This window comes from Methanosarcina sp. MTP4 (genome assembly GCF_000970045.1).
GTDB lineage: Archaea > Halobacteriota > Methanosarcinia > Methanosarcinales > Methanosarcinaceae > MTP4.
The window spans coordinates 1,939,997-1,958,405 of record NZ_CP009505.1 but is presented as its reverse complement, the minus strand read 5'-3'; the positions used below and the strand labels follow the sequence as shown (position 1 = coordinate 1,958,405).

The following is an 18,409-nucleotide window of genomic DNA, read 5'->3' as shown; positions in this document are numbered from 1 at the left end:
GAGTTGTGTATTAATTCAATAATTTTAATCCTACTATTTGAAGGCCACAAAATGAATTACGATGTAGTCGTCGTGGGCGCCGGCCCGGTGGGTTCCACCGCTGCCCGGTACGCAGCAATACATGGGGCTAAAGTCCTCCTTGTGGAAGAACACGCATCAATAGGCTCGCCTGTAGGCTGTACCGGGCTCCTTAGCACAAGAGCGGTTGCGGAATGCGAGCTCAGGCCTTCGGACGAGTTCGTGTTCAATTCCATTCGGGGGGCTTTTGTCCATGCTCCCGACGGGCAGTCCCTCCCAATCGACGGGAAGCAGACCAAAGCCTATGTGGTCTCCAGGAAAAACTTCGACCGCACCCTGGCAACCCTGGCAGTCGAGGAGGGAGTCGAGCTTTCCCTCAGGACAACGGCAGTAGGGCTTGAAAACGCGGGGCTTGAACATTCAGGGCTCGAAAAAGCAGGCCTGAGAGCCGAAAATGAATACAAAAAAGAAAACGGCAGGAAAGAAGGCAGGAAAAAAGATCATCCTGTAAAACTAAAGGTCCTCAGGAATGGCAAACCCGAAGTCATAAATGCGGGGGTGGTGATAGGAGCAGACGGCGTGAAAAGCCGGATAGCCCGGTATGCGGGACTGGGGATGCCAAAACGTGTGCTGCCGGGGATCCAGGTCGAAGCCCCCTATGCTTCCGAGGACAGCGCTTTTGTTGAACTTTTCCCGGGCTCTCATGCCCCCGGTTTTTTTGCCTGGACCGTGCCCCTGAACGAAAAGGTTTCGAGAATAGGGCTTGCCGTGGAACCCAAAATGCTGGGGCAGGGTGAAACACCCGTTTCCCGCCTGCAGAAGTTCCTCAGTTCTAATCCCCACGTAAAAGCCAGGTACGGAGGGGGCATGCTGGATTTCGTGGTGGGAGGTATTCCCATCGGCCCCCCGGAAAAAACATCAACTGACGGGGTACTTGTGGTAGGAGACGCTGCCGGGCAGGCAAAACCCACCTCCGGGGGAGGAGTCTATCCCGGAGCCCTTGCCGCCAAAATTGCAGGAAGAGTCGCCGCCGAAGCCGCCCTTGAAGGAAACACCGGCTCAGGAAGGCTTTCCGAATACGACCGGCTCTGGCGAAAAACGCCTGGAAAGGAACTTGAAATCGGCATGAAAGTCCATGACCACATAGGGAAACTGGAAGACAGGCAGCTGAACGAACTGATAGCTTCCCTGAACACCCCTTCAATCCTTGAGACAATCACGGAATACGGGGACATGGACCACCCCTCGGTCGTACTGAAAAAGCTCATGCTCTCCGGCAATTCCCTGCGCCTGATGAAAGCCTTCGGGACCTTTTTAAGGACTTGTTTTTGAAAAAAATGACCTGCAACCTACAGCCATTTTAAGGATCGGTCTTAAAAATCCGAGTAACCGTTTAGATGGCAAACCCGTGCCCACCCCACGCTCGACGCAGGCGAGCGGCCTTTCCTTGAAAATAATTGAAAAGAAACAGATTTTTCACCAGGAGAAGCAATCTTACGATTAATTTGCTAAATATTCTATAAAGTAAATTTTGAAGTGTATTGTGATAACCAAAAAGTGCATCCAGATGACTGAAAACTACATTTCAATAATTAAAAAGTGTATCCAGATGACTGATAAGTATATTCTGATAACTGAAAAGTGCATCCCGATGACTGAAGAAAGGTATTCTGATAACTGAAAAGTGCATCCCGATGACTGAAGAAAGGTATTATGATAACTAAAAAGTGCATCCCGATGACTGAAAAAAGGATTCCAATATAAAAAGGCAAAACGTGTCCTTTTTTTTGATCGATCTCTTAAAACCAAAGCGGCCTGAATGCGTCCTCAACCGATTATTAAATCCTCTTGAGGGAGCGAAGCGACCGAAAAGGACCGCGTGCTGTTGCACTTGCAGTGCAACTCCCAGTAAATCTTCGATTTACTGCGATCCCGAAGCGCAATTCGGGTGGGAAAAGCCGGCCGCCTTCGGCGCCCGGTGAGGGGCCGGGGTTCTGAAAAGTAAGGAGAAAAGGAGAGTCGGTCTAAGAATATATTTTTCGCACTTATGACATCACTGCATTTTCATCACTGCATTTTCATCACCGCATTTTCATCACTGCATCCTGAGCCGGAAGCTCCATTTCGGGAGGGTAGCGCGGCATTTTCAGGAAACCCCGTTCGAGCAAGTCCCGGGCCATTTCAAAGTTTTCGAGGCCGATTTTTCCGCAATACAGAGTTTTCAGGGCAGCGGATTTTGAGGGCCGGGTTTGCAGGAAGTCGCGGACTTTCAGGAAGCCGCTCAGGTAGATGTAGTCTTTTGTGTAGCCTCCGGGAAGGGATGTGTCTACCATTCCTCTTTTGACCCGCTGGGTAATCGTGTAGGCTTTTTCCGGGGGGAAGTGCCGGAGCATTTCTTCGAAAATTTCGGAAAAGGAGGCATGAGGGACCATTGAAGCTGCTATTACCCTTGCGCTGTATTTCTTGAGGGTTTCAGGGTCCAGGAGGCCGTTTGCGTATTCGTTGTAAACGGCGAGCCCTTCTTCGGTTTCACTGTAGCCCGGAAAACCGGAGAGGAAAATTGTAAGGGGCTGCCTTTTCCCGTTTTCAGCCCTGAAAACGTGGGTGCGGATTTCGTGGTAGAGGTAGCGTTTGATACTATTTTCGGAAAACCGGGCGGAAAGGTCAACGTATACTTCCCCCCGGGTGGAGTTGACAGCCAGCTTCGCCCCACCTTCAAGGAAGGGCCTGACTTCCCATTCCAGGCCGTAAGCCCGGAGTTCATTTTCAAAAATCCCGCGGACCGCAGCCGGGCCCAGGTTTTCAGGCTCGTCCGCAACCTGAAACATCCTGAGATTTCTTCCAGCCTCCCGGAGGACCTTTTCTGAGGGGGGTCCGAAATAAGATACAAGCTCAGGCCCGAAAGCGGGAGAATCCCTGTGCTTCAGGAGTTCAGCCAGTTTCCGGAGCCTGTCAATTTTTTCGATGTAAACGGGAGCAAAGAAAGAAGCCCTGCAGTTTTCAAGTTTACCCCTTATCCGCCCCATTTTCCTGCAAAACTCCCCAACTTCCGGACCCGGCTCCTCGTATTCGAAGACAGGGTCGTAGGATTTGCCAGCGGCGTATGCCTTCAGGAACTTTGCCCTTTCCCTGCCCCCATTCACCGGGTTTATGTAACGCAGGATATTCAGCTGCTTTTCAATGTCAAAGAGGCGCCAGTCATGTTTAAGGACGCAGGCCTCGGACAGTAAATCGAATTCTATAATGGCTACTCCCCCGTAAATTTCAGTTCATTCACCGTAAATTTCAGTTCAGCCGCCGGAAATCCTTATCAGCTGGTTCCCAGGAACTGATAATTAATCCCTTCAAGACAGATACTTAATCCCCGGTCTACTATTTGCTATAAACTTATAAAAAGAAAATGCTGATTCTAAATTTTTGCATATTCTAAAAAATCAGGAAAGGATATTGAACCGGGGGTTTGACCGTGGTTCCAATACCTATTTAACGCCCGGAATCCCATTCTTCTGTGGGGGTAATTATGAATTCGGATCCTAATCTTCTTAATGACGTGAAGGACCATGTATGCACCTGTGCCGAAGGTCTCAAGTTCACTCCTGATATCGAAGAATTCCTGAAAATACCCATGAGGGAACTCTATGTTTCCCTGCCGATCAACATGGATGACGGTTCGATAAAGGTTTTCAAGGGTTTCCGGATCCAGTACAACGAAGCTCTGGGGCCTACCAAAGGGGGGATCCGCTTTCACCCGGAAGAGACCATCGAGACGATCAGGGCCCTTGCAGCCCTCATGACCTGGAAGTGTGCACTGCATGAACTGCCCCTGGGAGGAGCAAAGGGAGGGATCATCTGCAACCCCAAAGAACTGTCCCACCTGGAACTTGAACGCCTGAGCCGGGCTTATATCCGGGGGGTCTACCAGATAATCGGACCGGATAGGGACGTGCCTGCCCCTGATGTTTACACGAACCCCCAGATCATGGCCTGGATGATGGACGAGTATTCGAAGCTTGCGGGGAAAAACGTCTTCGGGATCATTACCGGAAAACCAACAAGCCTTGGAGGTTCCGCAGGCAGGTACGATGCAACAGCCCGGGGAGGCTGGTATGCCATAAAGGAAGCTGCAGAAGAGCTGGGACTGGAGCTAAAAGACTCTACAGTTGCCGTGCAGGGTTTCGGGAACGCCGGGTACCACGCAGCTTATCTTGCCAAGAAGCTCTTCGGCTGCAGGGTCGTTGCGGTCAGTGACAGCAAAGGCGGAATCTACTCCGAAAAAGGGCTGGACCCGGAAGACGTTTCCGGACACAAGCTTTCCAGAGGCTCGGTGCTCGGCTACCCGGGAACTGCAAACATCACGAACGAAGAACTCCTGGAGCTGGACGTGGACATCCTTATCCCGGCAGCCCTCGAGAACGTTATAACCGAAGAAAACGCAGGCCGGGTAAAAGCAAAAATCCTGGCCGAACTTGCCAACGGCCCCACCAGCAAAGATGCCGACCCCATCCTCTTAACAAAAGAGGTTCACGTAATCCCGGACATCCTCTGCAACGGGGGCGGGGTAACAGTGTCCTATTTCGAAATGGTCCAGAACCAGTGCAGTATGCAATGGGACGAGGAAGAAGTCCAGGAGAAGCTTGCCCGGAGAATGAAAAAAGCCTATCATTCGGTGCTTGATTTCTCGAAAAGAAACAACATAGGTATGCGCCAGGCGGCCTACACCCTTGCCGTTGGCAGGGTCGTTGAAGCCATGCAGCTCCGGGGCTGGATCTGAGGGTCGGGAACGGACAGCCGATCCGGAGTATGGGGTTTCATACTCGTTGAAACCTATCAGGTTTATAGAAGCAAATCAGGCTTATAGAAGTAAATCAGGCTTATAGAAGCAAATCAGGCTTATAGAAGCAAATCAGGTCCACTTAAACTTAAAAGGTGATCCAAATGTACAGATGCCTAAACTGCGGGTACATCTACAACCCGACCTGTGGGGATTCCTCACAATCCATATCCCCCGAAACACTTTTCAAGGAACTTCCCAAGTCCTGGAAATGCCCGCGCTGTGGGGCTCCGAGGGAAAAGTTCGAAAAGATGCTCTGAAGATAACTTTAAACGATGTTTGAATCCATGTGAAAGCCAGAAATTAAAGAAAAGACCAAAAAACAGGAAGCTAAAAAACAAAAAATAAGGAAAGCTTGTGGAGAGTAGCTTACTGACCAGTGGCTTCCTTTTCATTCATCAGGTTTCTTTCGAAATTCAGGACTCTCCTGACTATAATCTTTTTGGACCCGTACCAGAGTTCCTGGTTTTCAGGGTATTTTTTCATGACGTACTCGGCAAGTTCGGAATTTTCCATATCGTCGAGTTTCCTTTTGAGCTGGTTAAAATCTTCCATGACAGACACCTTTTCCTTAAAACGTTTACAGCTTTATGCGGAACCCTTTCCTGAAATTCGCAGGAAAGTCCCGGGGATTTTACCGGGCGGCTACTCGCCGGAGTTCTCAGACTATATTCCCCATGATACCGGTTTTTTATATATAATTCACGGAATCATAACTTTTAAAATGATACTATAGTTATATATTCGTATTTTCACATACATAGGGGTGTAATTTTTGGATGAGAGTTCTACAGTTCCGGGGATGAAAAGTATTCACCGTTAACAAATAATAAATAATTAAATTAGATATAAATAAATGCAAAACAGGGGAGGGTCTGGTATAGACTTTGCGGATAAAAAAAATGTGGAAAAAGAAGAGAACTGGATGGAAGAATTTCTTGCAAACAGCCCTAACCTTATTCTCAGGATCGGAAACGACGGAACGGTTCTCTATGCAAACCGGACAGGTGAAACTTTACTCGAATTCTGGAATATCCGTGCCGGAGAGAAACTTCCTCCTGATATCGGGAAAATTGTCCGAAATGTGGTATTCCAGAAGAAACCGAAAAAAATGGAATTACGAGCAGAAAAAAAAGTATATTCAATCACGTTCACCTCCCCGGCAGGAGGCAAGTATGCAGTTATCTACGGGTCAGATATCACTTCCCTGAAGCAGACGGAAGAAAAACTGCGAATGCGAGACAGGCAGCATGAAGCCCTTTCCAGGTTGGGGGGACTGGCTCTCAAGGTCCCGGACCTGGAAGACATGATAAAAGAAACCACAGCCCTGGTTGCCTCCACCCTTGAGGTCGAATACTGCAAAATCCTGAAACTCCTGCCCTATGGGAGCTTCCGCCTTGATGCCGGAGTTAGCTGGAATGAGGAGGTCGGGACTATGCTTAAAAAGAAAGCAGGCTTAAAGGCCAGTGGGATGAGTGTCCTGATCGGGAGCAGGGAAAAGCCTTTCGGGTTAATATCGGTTCACAGCAAGAAAAAAAGGAATTTTACAAAGGAGGACACATACTTCCTTAATTCCGTTTCGGTTTTGATTTCGGAAACCATTGAGCGGAAAGAAATGGAAGAAGCCCTCCGGTACAAAGTAAATTTCCTGGAAACCCTTCTTGATGCCATTCCTGCCCCTGTTTTTTACAAGGACACGGAAGGGATCTACAGGGGCTGCAACGAACTTTTCGCCAGAAGGATTATGGACCTCCCCAAGGAGAGAGTTATCGGCCGTTCGATAGACGAACTCAAAGAAAAAATTCCCGTCGAACTGGGAGCGGTTTATAAAAAAATGGACGGTCAGCTGTTGCGGAAGGGAGGAGTCCAGTTTTATGAATCAAAAGTAATGTGCAGTGACTGGGTGGAGCGGGACTTTTTCCTCAATAAAGCCACTTACAAGGACCTTTCCGGGACAGTAGAAGGGCTTGTGGGAGTGATGCTGGACATCACCGGACGTAAGCGGACCGAAGAACACTTACAAAAGAGCGAGGAAAGGTACCGGCTTATTGCGGAACAGACAGGACAGCTGATCTATGATCTGGACCTGAGAAGCAGCACTGTCGAATGGGCGGGAGCGGTCCAGGAGCTTACGGGTTACAGCTACAATGAAATCCAGGATTTTGATTTCTATGACTGGCTGGAACATATCCACCCTGAAGACCGCAGAAGAGTGCAGAAAGAGCTAAGGAAATGCTGGAAAAGCGGGAAAAAGTTCCATGAAGAGTTCAGGTTCCGGCGAAAGGACGGGAGCTACTTTTTCGTGGAAAACAAAGGGGTCTACCAGAGGGATGAGGACGGAAAGGTCTGCAGAGCTCTCGGTGTGATGAAAGACGTTACCGGGGTAAAAATTGCCTCGGAAAAACTGAAAGAAAGTGAAGAGCGTTACCGGTCATTTTTACAGAACTTCAAGGGGATAGCCTTCAGACTTGATATGAATTTTGATCCCATCTTCTTACATGGAGCCGTGGAGGAAATCAGCGGGTACAGGGAGGAAGATTTTCTTTCAGGCAAAGTGAGATTGCTCGAATCCGTTGACCCGGAAGACAGGCAGATGATCCTTGAAAGCAGGGTAAAAATTGAATCCGATCCTGACTGCATCCTTGAACACGAATACCGGATCCTGCGAAAGGACGGGGAGGTCAGGTGGGTCCACGACATTGTCCACAGTATTTGCGATCCCTCCGGGGAAATCATGTTCATTCAGGGTTCTATTTACGATGTTACCGAGAGGAAAGTTGCAGAGGAAGCCCTCGCAACAGCAGAGAAAATCCGCATGAAGGAAATCCACCACCGGATAAAAAACAACCTCCAGGTTGTTTCCTCCCTGCTCAACCTCCAGGCAGATAAGTTCAAAGACGAAGAGGTCGTCAAGGCCTTCCAGGAAAGTGAAAACCGCGTAATCTCCATGTCCCTCATCCACGAGGAACTTTATAAATCAGGAGATATGGAAAGCATTGATTTTGCGGATTACCTCCGGAAATTAAGCACGGAACTTCTCAGGTCATACAGCGTGGGAGACAAGAAAATTCAACTTCACATGAACATGGAAAATATTTACCTGGGAATAGACACAGCTGTCCCCCTGGGTATAGTCCTCAATGAACTTTTCTCCAATTCCCTGAAATATGCCTTCCCTGAGAAGAGGGAAGGAGAAATCCTGATTTCTCTCAAATGCGAGCCGGCTCCGGGACAAGAGGGGGAGTGCGGGGTTTCGGTTTCTGAAAAGGACGGCAGGGCTTCCGAAAAAGAGCAGCTTTATACACTTATTTATTCGGATAATGGGGTAGGCCTTCCGGAAGGAATCGACCTCAAAGAAAACGCCTCCCTTGGCTTGCAACTTGTAAATGCTCTCGTTGACCAGATCGAAGGGAGCATCGAACTTGAAAACGGTGCCGGTTCCACTTTTAAAATCATGTTCAAGGACATCGGGTAGACGCCCGGGACCGAACCGGGCTCTGTGATGATAGGGAGAAAACTGCCCCTCCCTGAAACCTTCACCTGAAAGCTTAGATTTTTGAGGACCTGGATTTTCACCCGGCATTCTTTTGGAAAAAAAACCATCTGTTTTGCGGCTGGGGAAGTTCATCACACAAATTATTTCTATAGTAAGCCTAATTCTTTCAGACTGGCTAAAAAACGGATGATACGGAACTGATGACTAAATTACATATGAATCGGAAAGGCAAGGATAGGCGAAACGTGAATGTTAATCGGAATTGATGTAGGGGGCACGACAACCGATGCTGTGCTCATTGAAAACGGAAAAGTGCGCAGTACCGCTAAAGTCCCGACAGAGCCCCGTAACCTTCTTGAATCGTTAATCTCCGCCCTTGACGCTGTCAGCGAGGGAGTTTCTCCCGGGCAGCTTGAAAGGGTGGTCTTCAGCACAACAGTAATCACAAACCTCATTGCCGAAGGCAAAACCGACCCTGTGGCCCTGCTGCTCGTCCCGGGGCCGGGCATGAACCCTGCAGGCTACAATTTCCCGGACAGTTTCATCCTGAAAGGGGCGGTGGACTACCGGGGCAGGGAAATCCAGCACCTGGACGAAAAAGAGGTCAGGGAAACGGCTGCCCTCATTAAGGAGCAGGGTTTTTCCAGGGCTGCGGTTATTTCCAAGTTCGGGCAGCGAAACCCGGCTCATGAGAAGAGAGTGAAAGGAATCCTGGAAGAAACGGTGCCTGGCCTAAAAATCGAACTCGGGCACAGGACTGCGGGAAGGCTGAACTTCCCAAGGCGGGTTGCAACCACCATGCTTGCCACGGCCGTAAAGGACCGCTACCGGGAATTTGTCGGGGAGATCCGAAAAGCGCTTTCGGAAAGGAAAATCGAAGCCCCGGTCTATATCCTCAAAGCCGACGGAGGGACCCTTCCCCTTGAAAAGTCCGCGGAAGTCCCGGTAGAAACGATTTTCTCGGGGCCTGCTGCCAGCACAATTGGGGCCCTTGCCCTGACCCGCGATGGGGAGAGTTCGGTGGTCGTAGACATTGGAGGCACCACCACCGACCTTGCCCTGATCCTTTCCGGGGAACCCCTGATGGCTTCCAGGGGTGCAAAACTGGACCGTTTCTTGACCCACATCCGGGCTTTTGCCGTCCGCTCGATCCCTGTGGGTGGGGACAGCATGGTCAGGGTCATTGTATCCGAAAATGAAAACTCCGGGGAAAAGAAAATAAGCGTCGGCCCCGACCGGAAAGGTCCTGCATTCTGCCTGGGAGGCCCGGAACCGACGCCCACTGACGCCCTGCGGGTGCTTGGCATCAGCAGCATAGGAGACCTCAATCTTGCAAAGGAAGCGATTGCAGGAATTGCCTCTGAGCTTGGGAAAACGGAAATCGAAGTGTCAGAGCTGATTGTGGATAAGGCCACGGAAATGATCGCTGCTGCGGTGAAGGAGATGTTCCTGGAATGGGAACAGGAACCAGCATACCGCATCTGGGAAGTCCTCCAGGAGAAAAGGGAAGACCTGAGAAACGTCGTTGGCATAGGAGGGGGAGCCAGGGGCCTGATTTCGAAGGTTGCGGAAAAACTGGACGCCAAACCCGTAATCCCTAACCATGCCGAAGTAGGAAACGCAATCGGAGCAGCCGTTGCAAGGCCCACCCTTACCCTGAACCTCCATGTGGATACCGAGCGGAAGGAGTACTCGGTAGCCGAGGACGGAGACGTCGTCAAGCTCCACACTACCGGGATCAAGAACATAAACAAGATGCGCAGCGAGGATGCCGAAGCCCTTGCCGCCGAACTCCTCAGGAAAAGGGCTGAACACTTCGGGATTTCCGAGTACGCCGGGGAAGCCGAAACCACACGGAGCGAGGTTTTCAACATGATTCGGGGCTGGGCAACCGTGGGCAGGCTTTTTGACGTGAGCATGCAGATCCCTGCAGGCCTGATCCCTGAATGGAAACGGGAGGAACAGGCATGAAGCTCGGCCTTGGAAAAATAAGGGATGTCCTGACAGGCAGCCCGGAGCAGGAAAATAAAGCGGAAGCGAAAGATGTGGAAGCAAGAAAAGAAGAAGAAGAAATTGACAGTAGGGACGAAGATCAGGAAGTAATAAATGAAAAAGGACAGGGAGAAGAAGGAATAAACATGGAAAAGCCCGAATCCCATATCAGAACCGCCCGCCGCTTCCAGCCGAAAAAGGGAAAAACCGGCCTTATCTTCTTCCCGGCCTTTGACTGGGCAATTTCCCCGACGCACCCGGAAAGGGAAGAGCGCCTGCTCTACACGCGGGACCAGATTTTCGAAGAAGGCCTTATGGACCTGCCCCAGATCGCCGAATACAAGCCCCGCCTTGCCGATTTCAAGGACATTGCGCGTGTCCACTTCTGCGTGCCGGATATCGAGGCCCAGGCAACCGTCCCGCACCAGATCTCCGCCGGGTGCAGCCTGGTTCTTGCCGACGCCCTCATGAAAGGAGAGGTGAAAAACGCCTTTTCCCTGGCAAGGCCGCCAGGGCACCACGCCATGCGGGTTTCCCACGGGAACCGGGGTTTTTGCAACATCAATAACGAAGCAATCCTGGTAGAGTACCTCCGTAAAAAGTACGGGATACGGAAAATCGCAATCGTGGACACCGACGTCCACCACGGGGACGGGACCCAGGAGATCTTCTACCATGACCCGGACGTCCTTTTTATCTCTTTCCACCAGGATGGGAGGACCATTTTCCCGGGTACGGGTTTCATGAACGAACTCGGAGGCCCAAAAGCCCTTGCCCGGACAATCAACATCCCGCTCCCCCCTGCCACGCCTGACGAGGGAATCCACTACATCCTGGACAACCTTGTGTTCCCGATCCTGGATGACTTCAAACCCGAGCTTATCCTCAACTCCGCAGGCCAGGACAACCACTACACCGATCCCCTGGCAAACATGCGCTTTTCCGCCCAGGGCTACGCGAAACTGAACGAGAAACTCGCCCCGGACATCGCGGTCCTGGAAGGAGGCTACGCAATCGAGACAGCTCTCCCCTACGTAAATACGGCCATCATCCTTGCCATGGCAGGGCTCGACTATTCCCACGTCCGCGAACCGGACTACACGCCGGGTATGTTCGTCCAGGCAAAGCGGGACAGGCAGACGCTTGACGAAATCATCAGGGTCCAGCTTGAAAACTGGAAAAACCGGGACTTCCTGGTCGAAGAAACCGTTGCCAGCCTCGGTGACTTCTACAGGCGCAAAAAGAACATCTTCTACGACACCGACATGATCCAGGAGTCTCAAGAAGAAAGCGTAAGAATGTGTCCTGATTGCCTTGGCTACATGACCATCGACTCCCAGGCCCAGCACGGCTACAGCGGGGAAAAGGTCTTCTGTGTCTCCATCCCGATCTACGCCTGCGAAAAATGCCGCAAAGAAGCCATAGAAGCCTACAGGAACCGGACCCACGACATTAAATACGACCACGTCTACCTGCAGGACAAAAAAGCGGATGTGTATAAGACCTACAATCCGAAAACAAGGCAGGAAACCGTTTTATAAAGGGGCTAGCCATTCCGCCCCCTTTATTTTTTAACTTTTAGGCCAGTGGATGAGATGAAGAAAAGTCAAAAAGTGAGCCCAAGAAGCGACTTCAAGAAGTAAAATCATGAAGAGGCGTCAAGAATTGACGCCAGCTCATTTATTTGTAACAATTCACGTTTAAGAAGCTGAGGTATTTCTACTCCTTTCATTCGGAGGTATCTCAAATTTTTCCTTCAACATTTCCATAAATCTTTTCCCCCTCATCTTTGACGTCTCATAAATACTCAGAAGCACTTCAAATACTCCAGCACCGTACCATGTCCTTCTCCCACCACTAATTTTCCTATGCAATACTCCTTTACGCATCGCACGCTCTGCGTCATTATTGTGCCAGGGTACTCCCTCAAATTCCATGAACGTAAATAGCATGGACTGTCTCTTTCGAAGCTCTTTTGATATTCTGATGACATCCACATCAGTCCATTGTCTATTGAGTAGAGCCTTCATCTCTTTTTGGAACTCTTTACAAGCATTTTTACGTTTTTCCATTGATGGAGGCGGATCTTTCTGCGTGAACTCAATTGCTCTTTTCAGAATTGATCGAACACCATCAACGAATTCTATGAACTTTTTAGGTGGTCTTCCAGGTTTTGTCCTTTTTGCAGGCTTGGATGTTAAAAGACTTCGAGGTTCTATCTTGTGTTTAATTTCAGCTCTTTCCAACCACCTATTCACATGAAGAAGGTCAAGCTGATGTCCCGCACATTTTACTACATCATACGGTTTCCAGGCATCTCTTCCCAGAACACCTTTAAATCCTTCAAGTATTCTTTCCGGTACTATGTGACCACGAGTTGGAGAAACTTTATAGTAAGTACCTAATAAAGAAGTAAAACCCCATAACCAGCTATTCTTACCGTTTATCCTAAATCCCGTTTCGTCGCCATTGACAGCCTTTGATCTTACTATTTCTTTATGGAGTTTCTCATAGTCTTCCTGAAGTGTATCTGCCACCCATTTTTCCAGTTTAAGCACAGTGGCTCTACTAATCTTGATATTATATGTCTCATACAAGCTGGATTGAATCTTTTCTATACTCAATCCTAACATTCGCTGATAAGCAACCCATGAAGCTATAGAAGGTCCAAACTCCTGGTTTGGTGGTATCCATGAAACTTCTCCACGAACCATCTTTTTGCACTTTTTGCACCAATATCTTTGATAAATAATTTCAAAGATAGTAGGTTTTGGAACTGGGATTTCAGTGATGGTACGGGTTTCTTTGGCACCTTTAACAGGTTTGCCCAGAGGAGTGCCGCAACATGGACATTCTTCCGTTTTGATATATATAGGAGGAGAGTTGGGAATTGGTGTTTTTCGCCCGTGTCCAACATGTCCAGGCTGACCACCTCTGGCTTTTTTCGGCCCTTCCTGTCTATTTCGCCGGTAATAAGTTTTAGATGATGGAACACCACCTGCTTCAGAAGTCTTGTCAGATGATGCGAGAACAGGTGCAGAACCCTAAAATTGAGCAAGTTGTTTTTTGAGATATTTATTTTCATTTCTGAGGTTTTTTGCACGCTCTTTGAAGCGTTCAGTTTGCTTTGTGAGGTTGTCATTCTCTGTTTTGAGCTTTTCTACGTGCTGCAAACTGCTTTGCTTCTCGTTACGCTCTTTTTCGAGTTCTTCCTTTAATTGTGTGATTTTTTGTTCCAAATCACTTACTTGTTCCTTCATGTTTTTTGTTTCATCTTGAGGAACGTTCTTCATTGAATGGCTAATATATTTTTCAAAGTAAAAAAATGTTTTGAAAATATTATTTTTTAGTTGCGGACCTTTGAACAAAGTTTAAAAATTAATCTGGAAATCTTCTAAAACGTGAATTGTTACATTTATTTTTCAAGCAGCCATTTCCAGAGAGGTATGATTATAATTTCTTTCCCGTCAATTACTCTCTCGGTTTCAAGGTCTTCACTGATGACATAAGCCCCGGGAATTTCAAATTTATTCAGGAATTTGAGCAGCCCCCTGAGGTCCCTTTCCCTGATATTGTTTTTATATTTGCACTCGATCGGGATGATCTTACCCTTTTTGACGAGCACACAGTCTACTTCATCCCGCCCGTTCCTCCAGAAGAACCTGGCCTGTGAACTGCTGATTACGAGATTTTCGACAACCCTTCCGAAATCAGGGGTTTCCCAGAGATCCACGACAAGGCTCGGGCTTGTGAGATAAAGCCTCTTGGTCTTCTTTTCGCTTGTTAGAAGGTTTCTGGAAAAATTATAGCATTTTTGCAGGAGAAAGCCCCTCTCAAGGTAGGAGATATACTTTGTAAGGGTCATCCGATTTATACCAAGATCATTTGCAAGACCCTCGTAATCCGTTATCATCCCAGGGTTTGAGGCTACAATGTAGAGTATGCGTTTGAGCAGGTCCTCATATTCTATAGGGAAGATTTTAGGGAGATCGTCATAGACTGCCTTGTTTACGATGGACTCCACATACAGATGGATAAAAGCTTCATCTGCCGTTACAAGTTCCGGAAACTGTCTTCTGACGTAGAGGAGCACCTGCTCTTTCAGTGCCTCCTTAAATAGCTCAGGTTTTTCAGCCATTTCTTCATCCCCTTTCAAGCGGAGAAATTCCCTGAAACTAAGCACCGGCATCTGGAAGAGGAAAATTCGGCCTGCAAGGGATTCTTCAGCTTTCTTTCTCAAAAATAGGGATGAAGACCCTGAAACAAAGAACTTGATTTCCGGATAGCTGTCATAATAATACTTCAACTGGTCCTGCCAGCCTTCAAGTTTCTGGACTTCATCAAGAAAGATGTACACTTTGCCGGCTTTTCCCAGTTCGACCCCTATCCGCGCCTGAAATTCACTGATTACCTCTTCCAGAGAGAAAACGGTTTCATCAAAGGAAAAATAGAGAATTTTTTCTCTCTCAACCCCCTTTTCGATCAGGTAATCTATGAGCTGTTTCAAAAGCACCGTCTTCCCTGTCCTGCGAAGTCCTATCACGCCCACGGCAGGCCGGACATCAACGTATTTAAGCAATTCATAATAGAGGTCTCGGCGCTTATCATAACCATAAAAGAAGCTTTCTCTCCAGTGGAAGTTGTACTTTGCAAGGTTTAACATTTTATCCCTCTGTCCAGCAAGGTTTTTCGTGTACCTGAATTATATGTGTAACTGGTATATCATATTTCTGCATTATATGATAATCCTGATTAGCATATTATTGACTTTTATGCTAGTTAGGATTAGCATATTTTTGATATTTATGCTAATCCTGATTAGCATATTATTGGTTTTTATGCTAATCTGGATTAGCATATTTTCAAGTAGGATGTCAAAGCTTATGAGCAGAATCACTCGTATCTGAGGGGATAATTCTCTAATACGCTGTGAATACCACGTTATGAAAGAAGAGCAATCTTCGTACTTGTTCGGTTACTTGTTCGGTTACTTGTTCGGTTACTTGTTCGGCATCCATTTTTGCAGCTTTAGTGCGGCTTATGCGGCTTTAATGCGGAATTTGTGCGGTTTTTGCGGTATTAATGAGGAGTTATTATGGCTTGAATGCGGGGTTTATAATGTAGTAAGTAAATCTTCCTCTGCTCTCTCATGTTCCTGAATGAAAGTCTAAATTGATGCAGATTTTGAGTTATTTTTTACCATCTCTTTAATGCCAAGTTTTGCTTTTTATTTCACTCTTTATTCATTTACATTTGGGAAAGGCCGACCGACTTCACGGCCGTACAAGAACGACCCAAATAAGGCTAATAAGGTTGTTATGGCTATTAGCCAGCATTTTTCCAAAAAAGAACCGCTGTTCGTAAATCATAAAAATCCCAACAGAATCCGGGAGTGCAAGATACTCGATGAGGGCCTAGATCACTGGTTGAAGAAGCTGGCCTGGCAGTTGACAGAAAAAAAAGCTACTGAAAGGAATTAATAGGAACGCTCTAATAAAATAGTTTAACGAACAGGGGGGAAGATAATGCCTACAAAAGAAGAGCTCGAAAGCCAGATTATGGATTTCTGGGATGAGATTTTTACGCTCGAAGACAAAAGGAAAGAAGAGCTGGATATTAAGTATGCGGAATGGCGGAAAGTAGAACCGAGACTGGATGAAGGTGGAGATGAATTCGTAGCACATATAGAGTCAATGGAAGGAATCAGTGATGAAAGCCTGCTTATCTACAAAGATGTTAAAGAAATCAAAGCCAGGTACAAACAGGAAATGGATAAGATAAGTGCAAAAATAGATGCACTGAATAAAGAGAAAGAAATGATGTAAAGATGTCACTGGTTGACTTTTCAGGGCAAAGGCTGGAAATAAGATACCCGAAAATAGGTTTTTCCAGGGCATGTTTTCCTCAACTGCCCCACTGCTCAATAAGGTCAAGTTCCCTGGCGCGTTTGTGGCGTCTTTGGAGACTTTTAATGACATCTTTTTTTATGGCGCATTAGGCTTGATTATGATCATTTAACGTCTTTGGTCATGATACCTTTGGCGCGATTATGGCATCTTTGTGGCGTCTTTGGCGTCTTTTGCGCCTTTGGAATCTTTACCTGTTCAGAAGCTGATTTTAAAGAAGTCGGGACCCAGTTAATTGTTACTTTTAAGAGAAAGTACTTTGAAGAAAGTGAAGAAAAGGAGGTAGAAAGGGAGGTAGAAAGGGAGGTAGAAAGGGAGGTAGAAAGGGAGGTAGAAAGGGAGGTAGAAAGGGAGGTAGAAAGGGAGGTAGAAAGGGAGGTAGAAAGGGAGGTAGAAAGGGAGGTAGAAAGGGAGGTAGAAAGGGAGGTAGAAAGGTGGTCTGAAAGGTGGTCTGAAAGGTGGTCTGAAAGGTGGTCTGAACTCAATGAAAGCCAGCGCAAGATCCTGATCTTACTACAAAAAAATCCAGCAATTTCAAAAATAGAACTTGCCGAAAAACTTGGAATAAATCCCTCTGCAGTCCAAAAGAACCTGAACACCTTAAAGAAAAAAGGTTTCCTCATAAGAGTCGGACCTGCTAGAGGTGGACACTGAGAAGTAATAGAAGAGTAAAGTAGGGAAAACTGCCTGTGGGACTGTTTGAGTATAACTGTTTTATTATATTTCGCCTGCGGACTGCTCCCCCACTTCTCCGGGTACCGTCCCCCAAAACCCAAACCTCAAAAACCCAAGCCTCAAGCCTCAATCCCGGACTTCAATAGCTCTCTCAAACCTGTTTTCCTCAAAAATAGCGAACTTGCCTTTCCCGGTCCTGCTCACATAGTAATTCCTGTCCCTCAGCTCTTTTGGCTGCCTGGAGTAGAAATCGATTGAAAGGCAGCCCGGGGTTGGACCGGACAGTTTCAAGTTGTTTTTGCTTTTGTATTCGGAGAAGTTTCGCTCATTGGAGTAGCCGCGGGTGGAGAGTTCGTGGAGGAATTAGGGGGGAGGGCTGAGTGATTGTAACTCCAAAGAGGTATAACTGTTTTATTATATTTTGCTGAGCAACTCTCTAAACCCCCACAAATCTTTCAAAAAAATCATTTATCCCAATCACCAACTTGTGCCTATCTAGTGTAGGTCTGGTGACAATTTTCATCATGAATCCACTCTAAAGAGTTACTCCACATATGAAAGAAGTGCTGTGTTTATTCAACGCCCCCCTGATCCTCTTTAGCTAAAAATGCCTCACCTTTAGCCGTCATGCGGTATTTCTGCTTACTGCTACGGGGTTTGTCCGGGATTGTCATTTCAATGAAACCTGCATCAAGCAGAGGACTTAGTATACGCTTTCTGAATTTGCTGCGGTCTGTCCTCTCAGTGACCTCCATCAGATCGACAATAGAGCATTCATTTTTACATTTTTTGAGTACTTCGGCTTGGTGCCGGCGAAGCTCCAACATAGTGCCGGTGCTGGCACCAAGTTCACTGACTTGGTGCTCTGTGATATCCAGTATCCCTCTTATTTCTTTAGATTCAGGCTGTACTGCAATGGACTCCGCCAGATGAACAATGAACCTCACCCTCATACCCACTTCAACTATCTCAGGTTCGGGAAGCCCAAGTGCTCCTGCTTCTTTGAACATGCGCCGGACACCGCTTCCCCACTGCTCGATAAGGTCCAGTTCCCTGAATACACGAGCAATAACCCGATTGCGTATCTTTGATACGCCCTGTAGCATATCCTCAACCGTCAGGCCCGGAAGCAGGATTCCCGGGTTTTCTATTTCAATCCGGTCATCAAAAAAGGCAACCTGATATGAGCTCCCCATTGTGAAGTACCGGGCAGTTGAAGAGGTAGAGTAATTCTCAGCAATGAAATCAAAATGTTACATTATTTGCAATGGTGGTTACATCTGCAATAAGAATATATATAAGGCTAGCATAAATTATTCGATAATAAAAAAGAAGGAATTGACAATGGCAAAGCCTATAGAACTTGGTCTTGTTCTTGAAGGAGAAGATGCAAAGGAGTTTTTCAGGAACGAAAAAAATCCTGTAGTTTCAAAGAAAATGGTGGGAATGTTCAAGCGCGCAAAGAAAATACATGAGAATAACAGGTTTTAA

14 protein-coding genes and 1 pseudogene are annotated in these 18,409 nt (G+C 47.4%); 9 read left to right on the top strand and 6 right to left on the bottom strand.

What is annotated here, in order from left to right:
- Positions 1-51 precede the first annotated feature (51 nt).
- Complete coding sequence (locus MSMTP_RS08255) at positions 52-1,350, top strand: NAD(P)/FAD-dependent oxidoreductase (protein WP_048178595.1); 1,299 nt, start codon at positions 52-54, stop codon at positions 1,348-1,350.
- A 749-nt stretch (positions 1,351-2,099) separates the two neighbouring features.
- Here the strand turns inward: MSMTP_RS08255 and MSMTP_RS08250 are convergent.
- Positions 2,100-3,161 carry a tyrosine/phenylalanine carboxypeptidase domain-containing protein gene (locus tag MSMTP_RS08250; RefSeq protein ID WP_048178594.1) on the bottom strand — a complete coding sequence of 354 codons (1,062 nt, stop codon included), beginning with the start codon at positions 3,159-3,161 and terminating at the stop codon, positions 2,100-2,102.
- Between the two features lie 377 nt (positions 3,162-3,538).
- On the opposite strand from MSMTP_RS08250, the gene MSMTP_RS08245 reads away from it, so the two are divergent.
- Both MSMTP_RS08245 and MSMTP_RS08240 read left to right on the top strand, forming a co-directional pair.
- On the top strand, positions 3,539-4,789 hold the full coding sequence (locus MSMTP_RS08245) for a Glu/Leu/Phe/Val dehydrogenase (RefSeq protein WP_048178593.1): 1,251 nt from the start codon (positions 3,539-3,541) through the stop codon (positions 4,787-4,789).
- A 164-nt stretch (positions 4,790-4,953) separates the two neighbouring features.
- Positions 4,954-5,109: a rubredoxin gene (locus tag MSMTP_RS08240; RefSeq protein ID WP_048178592.1), complete on the top strand. Its 156-nt coding sequence runs from the start codon at positions 4,954-4,956 to the stop codon at positions 5,107-5,109.
- Between the two features lie 109 nt (positions 5,110-5,218).
- Here MSMTP_RS08240 and MSMTP_RS08235 read toward each other — a convergent pair whose 3' ends face one another.
- Positions 5,219-5,404 carry a hypothetical protein gene (locus MSMTP_RS08235; protein ID WP_048178591.1) on the bottom strand — a complete coding sequence of 62 codons (186 nt, stop codon included), beginning with the start codon at positions 5,402-5,404 and terminating at the stop codon, positions 5,219-5,221.
- A gap of 301 nt (positions 5,405-5,705) precedes the next feature.
- Here MSMTP_RS08235 and MSMTP_RS08230 point away from each other — a divergent pair, with 301 nt between their 5' ends.
- From MSMTP_RS08230 to MSMTP_RS08220, 3 genes are all read left to right on the top strand, one after another.
- Positions 5,706-8,324 (top strand): PAS domain S-box protein, encoded by a 2,619-nt coding sequence (locus MSMTP_RS08230; protein WP_231582969.1) that lies wholly within the window; start codon positions 5,706-5,708, stop codon positions 8,322-8,324.
- A 270-nt stretch (positions 8,325-8,594) separates the two neighbouring features.
- Positions 8,595-10,316: a hydantoinase/oxoprolinase family protein gene (locus MSMTP_RS08225; protein WP_048178590.1), complete on the top strand. Its 1,722-nt coding sequence runs from the start codon at positions 8,595-8,597 to the stop codon at positions 10,314-10,316.
- Entirely contained in the window at positions 10,313-11,878 is a 1,566-nt protein-coding gene (locus tag MSMTP_RS08220; protein ID WP_048178589.1) for a histone deacetylase, read from the top strand. The genes MSMTP_RS08225 and MSMTP_RS08220 overlap by 4 nt, the downstream gene beginning before the upstream one ends.
- Before the next feature lie 159 nt (positions 11,879-12,037).
- On the opposite strand, the pseudogene tnpC reads toward MSMTP_RS08220, so the two are convergent.
- Together tnpC and MSMTP_RS08200 are read right to left on the bottom strand one after the other, a co-directional pair.
- Positions 12,038-13,630 (bottom strand): annotated as a pseudogene (gene tnpC, locus MSMTP_RS18480) (IS66 family transposase).
- A gap of 122 nt (positions 13,631-13,752) precedes the next feature.
- On the bottom strand, positions 13,753-15,000 hold the full coding sequence (locus tag MSMTP_RS08200; protein WP_048178588.1) for an ATP-binding protein: 1,248 nt from the start codon (positions 14,998-15,000) through the stop codon (positions 13,753-13,755).
- 862 nt (positions 15,001-15,862) lie between these two features.
- On the opposite strand from MSMTP_RS08200, the gene MSMTP_RS08190 reads away from it, so the two are divergent.
- Both MSMTP_RS08190 and MSMTP_RS17935 read left to right on the top strand, forming a co-directional pair.
- Positions 15,863-16,162 (top strand): hypothetical protein, encoded by a 300-nt coding sequence (locus MSMTP_RS08190; RefSeq protein ID WP_048178586.1) that lies wholly within the window; start codon positions 15,863-15,865, stop codon positions 16,160-16,162.
- Positions 16,163-16,375: 213 nt separating this feature from the next.
- On the top strand, positions 16,376-16,897 hold the full coding sequence (locus MSMTP_RS17935) for a winged helix-turn-helix domain-containing protein (protein ID WP_052718327.1): 522 nt from the start codon (positions 16,376-16,378) through the stop codon (positions 16,895-16,897).
- Positions 16,898-17,044: 147 nt separating this feature from the next.
- Here MSMTP_RS17935 and MSMTP_RS19160 read toward each other — a convergent pair whose 3' ends face one another.
- Together MSMTP_RS19160 and MSMTP_RS08180 are read right to left on the bottom strand one after the other, a co-directional pair.
- A complete protein-coding gene (locus tag MSMTP_RS19160) occupies positions 17,045-17,209 on the bottom strand; it encodes a hypothetical protein (RefSeq protein ID WP_156153747.1) in 165 nt (54 codons plus the stop codon).
- A 281-nt stretch (positions 17,210-17,490) separates the two neighbouring features.
- Complete coding sequence (locus tag MSMTP_RS08180; RefSeq protein WP_048178585.1) at positions 17,491-18,114, bottom strand: ATP-binding protein; 624 nt, start codon at positions 18,112-18,114, stop codon at positions 17,491-17,493.
- A gap of 148 nt (positions 18,115-18,262) precedes the next feature.
- On the opposite strand from MSMTP_RS08180, the gene MSMTP_RS19155 reads away from it, so the two are divergent.
- Positions 18,263-18,409 (top strand): hypothetical protein, encoded by a 147-nt coding sequence (locus MSMTP_RS19155; protein WP_156153746.1) that lies wholly within the window; start codon positions 18,263-18,265, stop codon positions 18,407-18,409.

What these genes read in the sequence shown, in the direction of transcription:
- MSMTP_RS08255 (WP_048178595.1), top strand. Translation starts at nt 52, where the DNA reads ATGAATTACGATGTAGTCGTCGTGGGCGCCGGCCCGGTGGGTTCCACC.
- MSMTP_RS08245 (WP_048178593.1), top strand. Translation starts at nt 3,539, where the DNA reads ATGAATTCGGATCCTAATCTTCTTAATGACGTGAAGGACCATGTATGC.
- MSMTP_RS08240 (WP_048178592.1), top strand. Translation starts at nt 4,954, where the DNA reads ATGTACAGATGCCTAAACTGCGGGTACATCTACAACCCGACCTGTGGG.
- MSMTP_RS08235 (WP_048178591.1), bottom strand. Translation starts at nt 5,404, where the DNA reads ATGGAAGATTTTAACCAGCTCAAAAGGAAACTCGACGATATGGAAAAT.
- MSMTP_RS08230 (WP_231582969.1), top strand. Translation starts at nt 5,706, where the DNA reads ATGCAAAACAGGGGAGGGTCTGGTATAGACTTTGCGGATAAAAAAAAT.
- MSMTP_RS08225 (WP_048178590.1), top strand. Translation starts at nt 8,595, where the DNA reads ATGTTAATCGGAATTGATGTAGGGGGCACGACAACCGATGCTGTGCTC.
- MSMTP_RS08220 (WP_048178589.1), top strand. Translation starts at nt 10,313, where the DNA reads ATGAAGCTCGGCCTTGGAAAAATAAGGGATGTCCTGACAGGCAGCCCG.
- MSMTP_RS08200 (WP_048178588.1), bottom strand. Translation starts at nt 15,000, where the DNA reads ATGTTAAACCTTGCAAAGTACAACTTCCACTGGAGAGAAAGCTTCTTT.
- MSMTP_RS08190 (WP_048178586.1), top strand. Translation starts at nt 15,863, where the DNA reads ATGCCTACAAAAGAAGAGCTCGAAAGCCAGATTATGGATTTCTGGGAT.
- MSMTP_RS08180 (WP_048178585.1), bottom strand. Translation starts at nt 18,114, where the DNA reads ATGGGGAGCTCATATCAGGTTGCCTTTTTTGATGACCGGATTGAAATA.
- MSMTP_RS19155 (WP_156153746.1), top strand. Translation starts at nt 18,263, where the DNA reads ATGGCAAAGCCTATAGAACTTGGTCTTGTTCTTGAAGGAGAAGATGCA.